This is a genomic window from Photobacterium toruni (genome assembly GCF_024529955.1).
Classification (GTDB): Bacteria; Pseudomonadota; Gammaproteobacteria; order Enterobacterales; family Vibrionaceae; genus Photobacterium; species Photobacterium toruni.
Genome location: NZ_AP024854.1, coordinates 928,728 through 943,289 on the forward strand (window position 1 = coordinate 928,728; position 14,562 = coordinate 943,289).

The 14,562-nt window shown below is 37.0% G+C and carries 15 protein-coding genes and 1 riboswitch; of the genes, 10 read left to right on the forward strand and 5 right to left on the reverse strand.

Annotated features, from left to right (window positions below; all coding sequences use genetic code 11):
• Positions 1-58: 58 nt before the first annotated feature.
• Both OC457_RS04630 and OC457_RS04635 read right to left on the reverse strand, forming a co-directional pair.
• Complete coding sequence (locus OC457_RS04630; protein ID WP_080173496.1) at positions 59-637, reverse strand: LON peptidase substrate-binding domain-containing protein; 579 nt, start codon at positions 635-637, stop codon at positions 59-61.
• Between the two features lie 201 nt (positions 638-838).
• Positions 839-1,066, reverse strand: a complete 228-nt coding sequence (locus OC457_RS04635; RefSeq protein WP_080173498.1) for a hypothetical protein — start codon at positions 1,064-1,066, stop codon at positions 839-841.
• A gap of 184 nt (positions 1,067-1,250) precedes the next feature.
• Positions 1,251-1,424: riboswitch (molybdenum cofactor riboswitch) on the forward strand.
• On the opposite strand from OC457_RS04635, the gene moaA reads away from it, so the two are divergent.
• From moaA to oppF, 10 genes are all read left to right on the forward strand, one after another.
• The gene (gene moaA / locus OC457_RS04640; RefSeq protein ID WP_080173500.1) at positions 1,413-2,402 is read left to right on the forward strand and encodes a GTP 3',8-cyclase MoaA; all 990 of its coding nucleotides are present in this window, start codon (positions 1,413-1,415) and stop codon (positions 2,400-2,402) included. Its footprint overlaps the riboswitch before it by 12 nt.
• Before the next feature lie 91 nt (positions 2,403-2,493).
• Positions 2,494-2,973: a cyclic pyranopterin monophosphate synthase MoaC gene (gene moaC / locus OC457_RS04645; RefSeq protein ID WP_080173502.1), complete on the forward strand. Its 480-nt coding sequence runs from the start codon at positions 2,494-2,496 to the stop codon at positions 2,971-2,973.
• Complete coding sequence (moaD, locus tag OC457_RS04650) at positions 2,970-3,215, forward strand: molybdopterin synthase sulfur carrier subunit (RefSeq protein ID WP_080173503.1); 246 nt, start codon at positions 2,970-2,972, stop codon at positions 3,213-3,215. Before moaC ends, moaD begins: the two co-directional genes overlap by 4 nt.
• Position 3,216: 1 nt before the next feature.
• A complete protein-coding gene (gene moaE, locus OC457_RS04655; RefSeq protein WP_080173505.1) occupies positions 3,217-3,660 on the forward strand; it encodes a molybdopterin synthase catalytic subunit MoaE in 444 nt (147 codons plus the stop codon).
• A 536-nt stretch (positions 3,661-4,196) separates the two neighbouring features.
• Positions 4,197-4,358, forward strand: coding sequence for a hypothetical protein (locus OC457_RS04660; protein ID WP_159447835.1), 162 nt, complete (start codon positions 4,197-4,199; stop codon positions 4,356-4,358).
• Positions 4,359-4,817: 459 nt separating this feature from the next.
• Positions 4,818-6,449 (forward strand): ABC transporter substrate-binding protein, encoded by a 1,632-nt coding sequence (locus OC457_RS04665; protein WP_080173507.1) that lies wholly within the window; start codon positions 4,818-4,820, stop codon positions 6,447-6,449.
• 75 nt (positions 6,450-6,524) lie between these two features.
• Positions 6,525-7,445 (forward strand): oligopeptide ABC transporter permease OppB, encoded by a 921-nt coding sequence (gene oppB / locus OC457_RS04670; protein ID WP_080173509.1) that lies wholly within the window; start codon positions 6,525-6,527, stop codon positions 7,443-7,445.
• Positions 7,446-7,461: 16 nt separating this feature from the next.
• A complete protein-coding gene (oppC, locus tag OC457_RS04675) occupies positions 7,462-8,373 on the forward strand; it encodes an oligopeptide ABC transporter permease OppC (RefSeq protein WP_080173693.1) in 912 nt (303 codons plus the stop codon).
• A 153-nt stretch (positions 8,374-8,526) separates the two neighbouring features.
• The gene (gene oppD / locus OC457_RS04680; RefSeq protein ID WP_080173511.1) at positions 8,527-9,495 is read left to right on the forward strand and encodes an ABC transporter ATP-binding protein; all 969 of its coding nucleotides are present in this window, start codon (positions 8,527-8,529) and stop codon (positions 9,493-9,495) included.
• Positions 9,495-10,481 carry a murein tripeptide/oligopeptide ABC transporter ATP binding protein OppF gene (gene oppF / locus OC457_RS04685; protein ID WP_080173513.1) on the forward strand — a complete coding sequence of 329 codons (987 nt, stop codon included), beginning with the start codon at positions 9,495-9,497 and terminating at the stop codon, positions 10,479-10,481. Before oppD ends, oppF begins: the two co-directional genes overlap by 1 nt.
• Before the next feature lie 90 nt (positions 10,482-10,571).
• Here oppF and OC457_RS04690 read toward each other — a convergent pair whose 3' ends face one another.
• The 3 genes from OC457_RS04690 to hflD form a co-directional block, all read right to left on the reverse strand.
• Positions 10,572-12,146 carry an EAL domain-containing protein gene (locus OC457_RS04690; protein WP_080173515.1) on the reverse strand — a complete coding sequence of 525 codons (1,575 nt, stop codon included), beginning with the start codon at positions 12,144-12,146 and terminating at the stop codon, positions 10,572-10,574.
• 330 nt (positions 12,147-12,476) lie between these two features.
• Positions 12,477-13,844 (reverse strand): adenylosuccinate lyase, encoded by a 1,368-nt coding sequence (purB, locus tag OC457_RS04695; RefSeq protein WP_080173517.1) that lies wholly within the window; start codon positions 13,842-13,844, stop codon positions 12,477-12,479.
• Positions 13,845-13,932: 88 nt separating this feature from the next.
• Positions 13,933-14,550: a high frequency lysogenization protein HflD gene (hflD, locus tag OC457_RS04700; protein WP_080173519.1), complete on the reverse strand. Its 618-nt coding sequence runs from the start codon at positions 14,548-14,550 to the stop codon at positions 13,933-13,935.
• Positions 14,551-14,562 lie beyond the last annotated feature (12 nt).

The following is a 14,562-nucleotide window of genomic DNA, read 5'->3' on the forward strand; positions in this document are numbered from 1 at the left end:
GGTTAATACTGATTTCGACCTAGATCATATTATTTGAAAATTGGTCGTTATCTAAAAATTAATGGCGAGTTTGAATCATACTCATTAGGTAGTCACAGGCATAAAGACAATTAGGCGAGTTGAGTAGCGTTTGTTTTTCTTGTGTTGATACTGGCAGTATTTCTAGCCAACGTTGGCATAACCAACTTAAATTATGAAATTCTTGCTGGTGGTGTAATAGCTGTAGGTTAGGGTGTTTATGGAACATCAGTTGTAAGCGTGTTGATAATAACTGTTGTTCGTTAGTCACCTTTCGTTGAGGCCACTGTGGAAGTTGTTGGCATTTTCCCCATATAATATTGTTATTACTGTGTTCTATGTTAGTGATTTTAAATGCCTCTTGCCCATAAATGTTAATTTTAATCAATTGCTTATCAGGTTCGTGATGAAAATCTTCAATTGTAACTCTTGTTCCTATATGGCATAACTGTTGGCGTGAGGATTTATCGTTGAGCATACAAATTCCGATGCCTGTTTTTGATGATAAAATAGCCTTTAGAATTGTTGAGTGTGTTAACGCAGATAGATAAAGTTGCATCCGTCCAGTAGGAAGGATATGCCGTTTTTGAAATAATAGCGGTATATGGAGAGCCGTCATGATTACACTACTCTATTAGGTGTCTTCTTTTATAGACGAGCAAGTCTAGTGCCTAAGTTGTAAAAAGAGTGTGATTTTTTTAATACATTGATTTTAAATGAAAACATATTAAATTGATGATGCTATACCGCTTGTTTATAAGTGCATGACTCTAATCTATATGCAAAATAAAAACCATTGTGCTTGATCGGTTGTTGCTTTTTATTTAGTTTGTTCAATCCATGATTGAACGCTATCTGTTGGTAATAATTCTAAATGCCCAAATTCATCAAAATACCATCCTTTGATTAATCCTTTGTTGCGCATTTCGATAAAGTTACCGAGTACTTGCTGAGCCGCCGCATGGGCAGTGTTTGAATCAAGGCTTTCTTCTCGTTGGAGATAAAGCGCAATATCATTTAAGGTTGCTGATTCGATTATATTGGACATAAATCCTCCACTATTGGCATCATTTTTACGATAAATACCTAACTAGTATTGTCGTGTTTCTGCTCGAAAGGTAGAATGTCAGCCTGTTTTTTTCAGTTATTTGTCAATTTTAGAAAAACTCTGATACTTTTAAATAAGACATGCCGTTGTGTAACATTAATAGTTAATCAACGACTGATGTGCATAACTGCCATAACTCCGAGCTTTTTTCACTAAGTTGCTACGTGCTGTTTGATGGATCCATTAGGGGATCATCAATAGTCAATAGGTGATTAACGCCAGTGACATAATGTCACCAGGGTTGGTTTAGAAATGAACTGGCCTCCCGTATTTGGAAAGGTGTTCCGTGGCTAAACAATTACAAGATAATTTTGATCGTAAATTTTATTATTTACGATTGTCAGTTACCGATGTGTGTAACTTTAAATGTACCTATTGCCTGCCTGATGGCTATCAATCCGTGGAGAAGAATAAACCATCATTCTTAACCTTGGATGAAATTCATCGCGTAACGGCGGCTTTTGCTGATTGTGGCACAACCAAAGTGCGCATCACTGGTGGGGAACCTAGTTTACGTCGTGATTTTACCGATATTATTCGTACGGTTGCGAGTCAGCCTGGTATAACTAAGGTAGCGACAACCACTAATGGTTATCGTATGGCTAAGCATGTTCATGAATGGCGTCAAGCAGGATTAACCCACATTAACGTTAGTGTGGATAGTTTAGATCCTAAAATGTTCTACCAAATTACCGGTGAAAATATGTTTCATCAGGTAATGGAAGGTATTGATGCCGCTTTTGATGCTGGCTTTGAACAAGTAAAGATCAATACTGTCTTACTTAAAGATCTCAATTCTCAAGAATTACCAAAATTTTTAGAATGGATCAAAACTCGCCCAATTCAATTACGTTTTATCGAGTTAATGCAAACCGGTGAAATGGATAGCCTTTTTAGTAAACATCATGTTTCAGGTGTGAGTATTCGTAACCATCTCATCGCTAATGGTTGGTTATTGAAAGTAAAAGACAATAATGATGGCCCTGCACAAGTTTTCTATCATCCTGATTATATGGGTGAAATCGGACTTATTATGCCGTATGAAAAGAATTTTTGTGAAAGCTGTAATCGTCTTCGTATCTCAGCTAAAGGTAAATTACACCTGTGTCTCTTTGGTGAAGATGGTGTCGAATTACGCGATTTGTTGGCTGATGATAACCAGCAACCACAACTTATTGAGCGTATTCAAGCCAGTTTAAACACAAAAGTGGTAAGCCACTTTCTTGATGAAGGGAAAACAGGCATGACGCCAAATTTGGCATCCATTGGCGGCTAGTTAGTACGAAGAATGATTATAAATAATAAATAAGCAATCGATATAAGATATTCGATTGAATTTAACTTATTGCTTTTATTGGGAATATAGAATGAATCAGTTTACCCATATTAATGCTTCAGGCGAAGCTAACATGGTTGATGTTTCGGCAAAAGCTGAAACCGTACGAGAAGCGCGCGCAGAAGCTTTTGTTCACATGGCACCTGAAACTTTAGCACTGATAGTTTCAGGTCAGCACCATAAAGGTGATGTGTTCGCGACAGCACGTATTGCGGGCATTCAAGCGGCAAAGAAAACATGGGATTTAATTCCATTATGTCACCCATTATTACTGACTAAAGTTGAAGTCCAGTTGCAAGCGATACCTGCTGAAAATAAAGTTCGCATTGAATCTTGTTGTAAGCTTGCAGGTAAAACCGGCGTAGAAATGGAAGCATTAACGGCGGCATCTGTTGCAGCATTAACTATTTATGACATGTGTAAAGCAGTTCAAAAAGACATGGTTATTAGTCAAGTCCGATTACTTGAAAAAACGGGCGGTAAATCTGGTCATTTTAAGGCAGAAGCATGATTAATGTATTGTTTTTCGCTCAAATTAAAGAGTTAGTGGGTGTTGATAAGATTGAGGTTGCTGCAGAATTTGCAACAGCAGATGATTTACGCCAAGCTTTGCTAAGCCGTGGTGATAAATGGCAGTTAGCATTAGAGTCAGGTAAATTATTAGTCGCAGTTAATCAAACAATTTGTCGACTAGATACTGCGATTAAAGACGGTGATGAAGTTGCTTTTTTCCCACCCGTTACTGGGGGTTAATATGATTTCAGTACAACATGATGATTTTTCTGTTGCAGATGAATACGCTAAACTTGCTGAAGGTAATGAAGCGGGTGCAGTTGTTACGTTTATTGGTAAAGTACGTGATTTTAACCAAGGTGATACTGTTACTGGATTATCGCTAGAACATTATCCGGGTATGACAGAAAAAGCACTGCAAGAAATTATTGTACAAGCGCGTAGCCGTTGGCCATTATTACAAACACGAGTTATTCATCGTGTAGGTGATCTTGATTTGGGTGATCAAATTGTTTTTGTTGGTGTAACAAGTGCTCACCGTGGTGCTGCATTTGAAGCCTGTGAATTTATTATGGATTACTTAAAAACCAAAGCACCGTTTTGGAAAAAAGAGCAAACACCATCAGAAAGTCGTTGGGTTGATGCGCGAGAAACTGATAATTCCGCAGCTGATAGATGGGCGTAATAATCTTTTGATTAAATAGAAAAAGGAGCTAATTTTAGCTCCTTTTTTTTATGTTTTTTATAGCAAAAAGTTAACGATAAAGGCTATTTTTTATTTTTATTCTTATCTCGATTTGCTGCAGTCGTTGGAACATAACTTGTGCGAAAACGGGATGGACTTGGTCGTGAAATGCAGCCTGTAGGTCTCATAATTTTACTCTTATTCTCACTATATGAAATGACAGAGGTATTACTAAGAAATTAACCTTGGTACAGGATATATTTCTTAGTAGATAAATAGTAGCGAGCTTATCGGCTAAATTATAGGATCCTTAGCAGCTAATGATGTTGTTTACTAAAATAATCTATCTGTTACTTTTTTAAGATCCTTTTGTTATTAATAAGCAGCTACAAGGTAAATTATTCAGTGAGATTGTTATTTTTGTGCCATATTTAGAAGGTGCAGATGAAGCACAATAATATTTGGCTGGTATAAGACCAAGTAACAAAGAGAGAATAACGGTCTACTAGCATCATTTAACAGGGGAGAGGTTAATAATGCATAAACGTATACCTTGTAAAAGAATTAAGCAGATGATGGCTGATATTGGAGTGAATGATAATAGCCATGATAATGAAGAGCAGTTATTACTTGAACAAAAAGAGCAAGCGGTAAGCCAAGATAAGCAGCTCATTGAACTAGACAGCCAAAATAAGTAAAAATATTATGCGGTATTATTATAGAAAGGCATTACTTAGGTAATGTCTTTTTTTTGTATTTAAAATGTAACAAAATTGTTTGTATTATGTTTTGCTGTACGGGGTTTTAGTGGTTTTTTATTCTGACTTAGAGCTTATGTATGAATTATAACCACAAAAAAGCTTAAATGAACGATTTTATATAATATTAATAGCTTTAACCTTAATAATAATAGGTGTAAAAACCTAGAAATGTGAGATTGATCTAGTTGATCTTGGCTGTTGTTAAGCTAATGTTTAGTTTTAAATGTGTTTTATTTATCTGTTTGTGGCAAATTAACATAACTCCTGTTAATGTTTTAGACAATTCTTCGGTTTGATAGCTGTTCTCTAGGATTGAGAATAACTATTTTGTTATTAATTAATATGACCTGCTGAGAATGTCATGGATGTTATAAATTGATGTATTGGAGTTAATGCATGTATAAGAATAAAATTACCCAAGCTTTGTTAATTGGTACTGGCTTAGTTGTTGCCCTTCCTTCTTTTTCAATTTTTGCAGCACAAGTTCCCGCTGAAATTAAATTAGCAGAGACACAAGAGTTAGTTCGTGCTAATGGTACTGAGCCTGAATCTCTTGATCCACAAAAAGTGTCAGGTGTACCTGAATCAAATGTTATTCGTGATTTACTTGAAGGCTTAGTTAACCAAGATGCCGACGGTAATTTGGTTGCTGGTGTCGCTAAATCGTGGCAAACAACAGATAACAAAACGTGGATTTTCAATCTACGTGATGATGCAAAATGGTCAAATGGTGATGCAGTAACGGCAGATGATTTTGTCTATACATGGCGTCGTCTTGCTGATCCTAAAACAGCATCCCCTTATGCGTCATACCTTGATATGACCACAATGGTCAATGCAACGGATATTATCTCCGGTAAGAAATCACCAGAAACATTAGGTGTTGAAGCTGTTGATGCTCATACATTAAAAGTGACATTGGATAAGCCACTATCGTATTTTGCCGCGATGCTTGTACATACTTCCATGAAGCCCGTTAATAAAAATGTGGTTGAAAAGTTTGGTGATCAATGGACTAAAGTGGGCAACTACGTTTCAAATGGTGCTTACCAGTTGGATCAGTGGGTTGTAAATGAGCGTATTGTATTAACCCGTAATAATAATTATTGGAATAATAAAGATACGGTTATTAACCAAGTTACATTTTTACCGATTGAAAACCAAGTTGCAGCAATGAACCGTTTTCTTGCTGGTGAAGTAGATATGACTTACGAAATGCCAAATGAGCATTTTAAACGTTTAACCAAAGATTATCCGCAAGATGTAAAAGTAACGCCTTATTTATGCTCTTATTATTATGAGTTTAATACCGCACGTAAACCGTTTGATAATGGTGATGTACGTAAAGCGTTATCTTACGCTATTGACCGTGATGTCTTGGCGAAATTTATTGTTGGTAAAGGTGAAACACCTGCATATAACTTCACGCCATTAGCAACTAATGGTCTTGATGTAGATATGCCTGATTATGCTAAATTAAATCAAAAACAGCGTTTAGAAAAAGCTAAGGCATTATTAGCGGCAGCAGGCTATGACCAAAATAATCCACTGACATTTAAAGTGTTATATAACACTTCAGAAAACCACAAAAAAATTGCAGTTGCGATTGCATCAATGTGGAAAAAAGGCTTAGGTGTTGAAGCGCAACTTGAAAATCAAGAGTGGAAAAGTTATTTAGACAGCAAACGTCAAGGTAACTTTGATGTTTCGCGTGCAGGTTGGTGTGGTGATTATAATGAAGCCTCAACATTCTTAGCGATTATGCGTACTGGTCACTCACAGAACTACCCTAAGTATGCCAGTGTTGATTATGACAAAGCTATTGATGATGCAATCCTTGCTCCAACAGCAGCTGAACGTGCAGCTGATTACAAGCGTGCAGAAGCAAGTTTAGCGCAAGATATGCCAATTATGCCTATTTATCACTATGTCAATGCGCGATTAGTGAACCCACAATTAGGCGGTTATCCAATGAAGAATGCAGAAGATAATATTTATTCTAAAGATCTGTATTTTATTGCTAAATAATAGTTATCCATAATAATTAGCTGCCTTCCACGATGAAGGCAGCCTTCGCTCGCACAACTAATACGGTAGCTTTATATGATTAAATTCATTGCTAAAAGGATTTTTGAAGCGATACCGACACTGTTGGTATTAATCACTATCTCATTTTTTTTAATGCGCTTTGCTCCTGGTAACCCTTTTACTTCAGATCGCCCTTTACCGCCAGAAGTTATGGCTAATATTGAAGCTAAATATGGTTTAGATAAACCCGTATTTGATCAATACACCACCTATTTAAGTAATATTGTTCAAGGTGATTTTGGTCCTTCATTTAAATATAAAGATTTTACAGTTAACGAGCTGGTGTCTAAAGCGTTACCCGTTTCCGCTAAGATTGGTTTTTTTGCATTTATTTTTGCATTAGTGATGGGGGTATCCGTTGGCACCCTTGCCGCGTTAAAACAGAATACATGGCTTGATTACACTATTATGTCTACCGCGATGGCGGGAGTCGTCATGCCTTCTTTTATTCTCGCCCCTGTATTGATCTATATCTTTGCTATTAATTTACAGTGGCTACCTGCGGGTGGTTGGCAAGATGGATCGTTTAAGTTTGTTATTCTACCTATGTTAGGTATGGCTTTATTATATGTTGCGACATTTGCACGTATTACCCGTGGCAGCATGATTGAAACGTTAAACAGTAACTTTATTCGTACCGCTCGTGCCAAAGGATTAAGTTATCGACACATTATTCTAAAACATGCTTTACGACCTGCGTTGTTACCTGTGGTGTCATACATGGGACCCGCCTTCGTCGGTATTATTACCGGTTCTGTTGTTATTGAAACTATTTTTGGTCTGCCAGGTATCGGTAAGTTATTTGTTAATGCTGCTTTTAATCGTGATTACTCGTTAGTGCTTGGTATTACGATTCTGATCGGATCATTAACTATTATCTTCAATGCCATTGTCGATATTGTATTAGCGATGATCGATCCTAAAATTCGTTATTAAGAGGCTGATAGTTATGATTTTAACAAAAAAAGATAATATTGAAGCGCTCGAGAAATTCTCAGAAAGTCTTGAAATAGAAGGGCGTAGTTTATGGCAAGATGCGCGCTCGCGTTTTTTTAGAAACAAAGCTGCGATGGTGTCGTTAATCATTTTAGGGCTGATTACACTAGCCGTTATTTTTGGACCAATGGTTAGTCAATATGCCTTTGATGATACAGATTGGTACGCATTACATGCCGCGCCATCGTTAGGGGCTGAAGGGCATTTTTTTGGCACCGATAGTTTGGGACGTGATCTTTATACGCGAACTTTAGTCGGTGGTCGAATTTCACTGATGGTTGGATTGTTAGGCGCTTTAGTTGCAGTGGTAATTGGCACTCTTTATGGTGCTGCATCTGGTTTTATTGGTGGTAAAACCGATCGCGTGATGATGCGAATCTTAGAGATTCTATATTCAATTCCGTTTATGTTTTTTGTGATTGTATTAGTGACCTTTTTTGGTCGTAATATTATGCTGATTTTTATCGCTATTGGCGCTATTTCTTGGCTTGATATGGCGCGTATTGTTCGTGGTCAAACCTTGTCGCTACGGGGCAAAGAGTTTATAGAGGCGGCGCATGTTTGTGGTGTTAGTCGTTGGCGGATCATTACTCGTCATATTGTGCCAAATGTTTTAGGTATTGTGGCGGTTTATTCAACCTTATTAGTGCCAGCAATGATCTTGACCGAATCCTTTTTAAGTTTCCTTGGGCTTGGCGTACAAGAACCAATGACTAGCTGGGGTGCATTATTGAATGAAGGTTCACAAACCATGGAAGTGGCTATTTGGCAGTTATTATTTCCAGCTGGTTTTATGATGATCACTTTATTCTGTTTTAACTATGTCGGTGATGGTCTACGTGATGCGTTAGATCCTAAAGATAGATAAAAATAAGCAGCGACCTATTTTGGTGGTCAATACCGCAGTTATTGGGCGGTACAATGATGTCAATAAAATAGGTATCGCCAATATCATTCACTTGATAATAAATAATAACCGAAGCGAATGTACGGTGCTTATTGTTAATCACAAGGAAGTAGTATGAGTTTGTTAGAAATTAAAGACTTACGAGTTGAGTTTACGACTCCTGATGGCAATGTTACGGCAGTAAATGATCTAAACTTTTCATTAGAGCAGGGACAAACCCTAGGCATTGTTGGTGAATCTGGTTCAGGTAAAAGCCAAACTGTATTTGCAATTATGGGGCTCTTGGCTAAAAACGGCATTATTAGTGGTAGTGCTAAATTTCAAGGGCGCGAGATTTTAAATTTATCAGAGAAAGAATTAAATAAAATTCGCGCCGAACAAATAGCGATGATTTTTCAAGATCCAATGACCTCGCTTAACCCTTATATGAGAGTTAGTGAACAGTTAATGGAAGTGCTGATTCTACACAAAGGCATGAGTCGATCTCAAGCTTTTGAAGAATCAGTAAGAATGATGGATGCGGTTAAAATTCCAGAAGCTCGTCAGCGTATTACTATGTATCCTCATGAGTTCTCAGGCGGTATGCGCCAACGGGTTATGATTGCAATGGCGTTATTATGTCGACCAAAACTGTTAATTGCAGATGAGCCGACAACGGCACTTGATGTAACAGTACAAGCGCAGATTATGGAATTATTAAATGATCTTAAATCGGATTTTAATACATCGATCATTATGATCACTCATGATCTGGGTGTGGTTGCTGGCAGTTGTGACAAAGTATTAGTCATGTATGCAGGACGAACAATGGAATATGGCGATATTAATGATATTTTTTATCGTCCTAGTCACCCTTATACTGAAGGTTTATTACGTGCGATTCCACGTTTAGATACTGAAGGGGAAGATTTACCGACAATTCCTGGTAATCCACCTAACTTATTACGCTTACCTGTTGGCTGTCCATATCAAGAGCGTTGCCACCGTGTGTTATCACGTTGTAAGCAAGAGTCACCACTATTAACGCCGTTTGCACAAGATAGATTACGTGCTTGTTTTGCTGATATGGGAGCACTGTTGTAATGAAGAGTGAAAAGAAATTATTATTGGATATTACTAACCTAAAAGTACATTTTAATATTGCGTCTAAATCAGCATGGCCTTGGAGTCAGCCCACAAAATTAAAAGCCGTTGATGGAATTAATATCGGTGTTTATGAAGGTGAAACATTAGGCGTTGTAGGCGAATCAGGTTGTGGTAAATCAACTTTTGCGCGCGCTATTATTGGGTTAGTCGAAGCGACTGATGGTCAAGTGGTATGGCTAGGACAAGATTTGACTAAACTTAATCACAGTGACTTACGTCAAAAACGCAAACAGATTCAAATGATTTTCCAAGATCCATTAGCATCACTAAATCCACGTATGACTGTGGGCGAAATTATTGCAGAGCCATTAAAGGCATTTTATAGTCAATTGTCGGCAGAGGAAGTAAAACAACAAGTGCAGGCAGTAATGACTAAAGTTGGATTATTACCCAACGTAATTAACCGCTATCCACATGAATTTTCTGGTGGTCAATGTCAGCGAATTGGTATTGCACGAGCACTGATTTTAAAGCCTAAGATGATTATTTGTGATGAGCCAGTATCAGCACTTGATGTATCTATTCAAGCTCAAGTGGTAAATTTACTTAAATCATTACAAAAAGAAATGGGATTAAGCTTAATTTTTATTGCGCACGATTTGTCTGTTGTTAAACATATTTCAGATCGTGTATTGGTGATGTATTTAGGTAATGCTGTTGAGATGGGGGATACAAAGACTCTTTTTGCTAATCCTCAACATCCTTATACAAAGGCATTAATGTCTGCCGTACCTATTCCTGATCCGCAATTAGAGCGTAATAAACATATAGAGTTGCTGGAGGGTGATTTACCTTCACCGATGAATCCACCATCTGGCTGTGTTTTTCGTACTCGCTGCCCGAAAGCTATCGCTATTTGTGCCGAGCAAAAACCTGAACTGCTAGGCACATATCAGCATACTGTAGCGTGTTTAGAGGTTTAATTATCAACTAGGAATAACGTTTAATTATCAATTGTACGTTATTCCTTTTTAATGAATTTTGGTGGTTAATTAAAGTTATATTGTTCTGAATTAGACAGTAAAAATATTATCATGAGTTAAGTCATTAAATGGCATTGGCTTACTGTATAAAAAACCTTGATGGTAACGGATACCTAGTTCGATTAATATTTTTGCTTGCTGTTCAGTTTCAACACCTTCTGCAATAATTTCAACTTCTGCTTTTTCAGAAAACGCAACTAATGATTTAATAATAGTATTATTTGTTAGTGGGCTGATATCATCAATGAATACTTTATCTACTTTAATTGTTGTTGCTTGTAATTTCTGTAATGCCAATAGATCACAATAACCGTTGCCTACATCGTCGAGTTTAATTTGAATACCCATTGCATTTAATTTGAGACAGTTTTTTTCTGCTTGTTTAATATCATCGATCGGAGAACGTTCTGTTAGTTCAAAGGCAATATTATGTGGTGCAATATGATAATGAGCCAGAGCTGAACATGTAATATCAATAAGTTCTGGATTTTGAAGTACGCTGGCACTGACATTAATATTAAAGTAATAGGGTAGAGTTTTACCATGCAGTATTTCTAATTTATGGATATCTTTTGCAACAGTATTAATTAATTGAAATGTTAGTGGCGTAATAACCCCATTTTTTTCACATTGGGGAATAAACTCATCTGGTAGAATTATTTTACCTTTTTTAGTTTCCCAACGAATTAATACTTCATAGCCACAAACAATATGCTTTTTAGCATCAACAATGGGTTGATAGTAAGGTACTAGATGTTTTTGTTTAATTGCATTGAGTATTAAAAAATTAATAATGCTTGTACTACGATAGCGATGATATAGCATTATTAATACCATTAAAATTAAGCAACTTAGAAGAAGCAATAAAAACGGCTTAATATGATTTTGGTAACCAGTAATGACTTGAGGTGTAACATAATATTTTACCCATACATGATTATCAAAAGGGATAGATAAAATAGGTTTGATGGTACTATTTAACAGAGGATTTTTTGTTAATAAATTAGATGAAAATATCTTTGAGCCGTAGTTAGAGTTACCTGTATATAATGTTACACCATTACTCTGGATAGCTTGAATCCAGCAGTTATCACAAGTTTCTGATAATAAAATATTAGTAGGTTGCTTTTCAATATCTACTGTAATAATACCACCAACAACATTTTTACTGTATTGGAGAATTGACTCACTATTGTTAGTGTTTGCTACCATTGTAAGGTTACGATTAAATAAGATTCTTTTTGCTGGTGAGCTATATAATTGATGGAGATTTATATGATCACCACAGATTTTCCCTGAGTGAGTCATTAGACTAATATTACGAATATGTGGTGAGTAATAACTCGCTCGTTCAAGCTCTGAGATATCTTCATTATCACAGGTATAGGAAAGGTGATATTGGAGGTTTTCCAGTAAACCAGCGGTCGCTTTGATACTTTGTAAGTAATTTTCTAATCGTTGATGTTCAAATAATTCAAGATTATATTTGAACATTTGACGACTCATCGTTTGTGAAGTAAGTGCTAACGTCACTAGGCTTATTGCAATCAATAAAATCATTAATACAATACTATATAATGAAATTGAAGGACGCCAAATAGTCACGATGAAAAGCCTTATTAGTTTTATTAGATAATTATTGCTATGAAAATAACAAAAATAAAACCGAAATGCTTCTGAAGAGTTATGAAAATTAGAAAAATTAGAATTGAATATTATTTATTATTTTTTATATGGTGCTAATTTATTGTTATTATTAGTTAAGTTTATTATGACCGTTATTGAAGTAATGATGATACGGCTAATTGACTATTAAAATGTACAAAAAATAACATGGCTATCGTGCGTTAATTAACTATTAGTGTATTGGCTAATAAAAAGGACGTTACAAAATAACGTCCTTGATGTTTAATTTATAACTAAACTTAAACTAACTTATAGCTTATCAGTTAGTTTAACTGCATCACCAATATAGTTAGCTGGTGTTAGCATTTTAAGGCGTGCTTTTTCATGCTCAGGTAATTCTAAGCCATCAATGAATGTACGCATACCTTCGCCATCAACGCGCTTACCACGTGTTAGCTCTTTTAGCTTCTCATAAGGTTTTTCGATGCCGTAACGACGCATAACTGTTTGAACTGGCTCTGCAAGTACTTCCCAGTTACGATCTAGTTCAGCAGCAAGTGCATCTTGGTTAAGTTCAAGCTTGCTAATACCTTTAAGTGTTGATGTGTATGCAATAATTGCATAGCCACAACCTACACCTAGATTACGTAAAACAGTAGAGTCTGTTAGGTCACGCTGCCAGCGAGAAACAGGAAGCTTCTGTGCTAAGTGACCAAAGATAGCATTAGCTAGGCCAAGGTTACCTTCTGAGTTTTCAAAATCGATTGGGTTAACTTTGTGTGGCATGGTAGAAGAACCAATTTCACCCGCAATTGTTTTTTGCTTAAAGTGACCTAAAGCAATATAACCCCAAATGTCACGGTCGAAATCAAGCAAGATAGTATTGAAACGAGCAAACGCATCAAATAATTCTGCAATATAATCGTGTGGTTCGATTTGTGTTGTGTAAGGATTAAATGTGATCCCTAACGCCGTTACAAACTCTTCGCTGTATTGGTGCCAATCGATATCAGGGTAAGCAGATAGGTGAGCGTTGTAGTTACCCACTGCGCCATTGATCTTACCTAGAATTTCAACGTTTTCGATTTGCTTATATTGACGTTCCATGCGGTACGCCACGTTTGCCATTTCTTTACCCATTGTTGATGGAGAAGCAGGCTGACCGTGAGTACGAGTAAGCATTGGAATATCACGGAATTGATGTGCAAGACCTTTAATGGCATCAATAACGTTACGGACTTCTGGAAGCATTACTTTTTCACGCGCTTCAGTCAGCATCAGTGCGTGAGAAAGGTTGTTAATATCTTCAGAAGTACATGCAAAGTGAATGAATTCATTGACGGCATGAAGTTCAGGTAAGTCAGCCACTTTTTCTTTTAGAAAATATTCAACTGCTTTTACATCATGGTTTGTCGTGCGTTCAATCGTTTTAATACGTAGCGCATCTTGTTCACTAAACTCAGCGGCAATACGATCTAAGAATGCATTTGCTTCATCACTAAATGCAGGCACTTCCACGATAGCATCAGTAGACGCTAATTTTTGTAACCAACGGATCTCAACGATAGTACGGTATTTTAGTAAACCGAACTCACTAAAAATACTACGTAGTACGCTTGTTTTACTTCCGTAGCGGCCGTCTACTGGGGAAACAGCTGTCAGTGCTGACAGTTCCATGTTGATCTCTCCTGGTGTATGAGGGTTAAAACAAAATTAATATTCAGCCTGATTTTTCAGGCTGAATAGGTGTTAGCTATGCGTTAACTTAGTTACGTGCAAGCAGGATTTTTGCTTGCTCTAGCATTTGCTTACGACCAAATAATAAATGACGACGTTTACCACCAACTTGGCTCCAAAGTACGGCACTACGAACTGCGGCAAGTAATAATGCTCGAACTCGGTGCTGAACATGGGGCTGTTGTAATTGCGCTGGCGTACCTGATACTTGAATCCGTGGTCCTAATGGACTAATGATATCTAAGTAAATACTGGCAATATTACTCAGCATTTGCTCATCAAGTATTTCAAAATGAACCGTTTGACGCTTTAATGTGCTGACGCGATCACCCAGTTGCGCCATGCTATCACGACGAGCTGATAATTTGCGCTCAAGTGCCATAACGCCAACAAGGTAACGAGTAATCTCACTGCCTGATGATGAACCATCAATATCGCGTACCATTGATTCTAAACCGATACGTAAATCAGCTTCACTGCCGTAGACGCCTACCGTATTGGCAGGATCTGTTGCCATAATGCTATTGAGCATCGTGGTTAATGCTGCTGAATCACAATTGCCATTACGGGCAACGTCTTGAACTAATTTGACTGCTTGGCACATGCCTGCAAACGCAATCGTTCGATCATAAATAGAGTAAGCCACGCGCAAAAACTC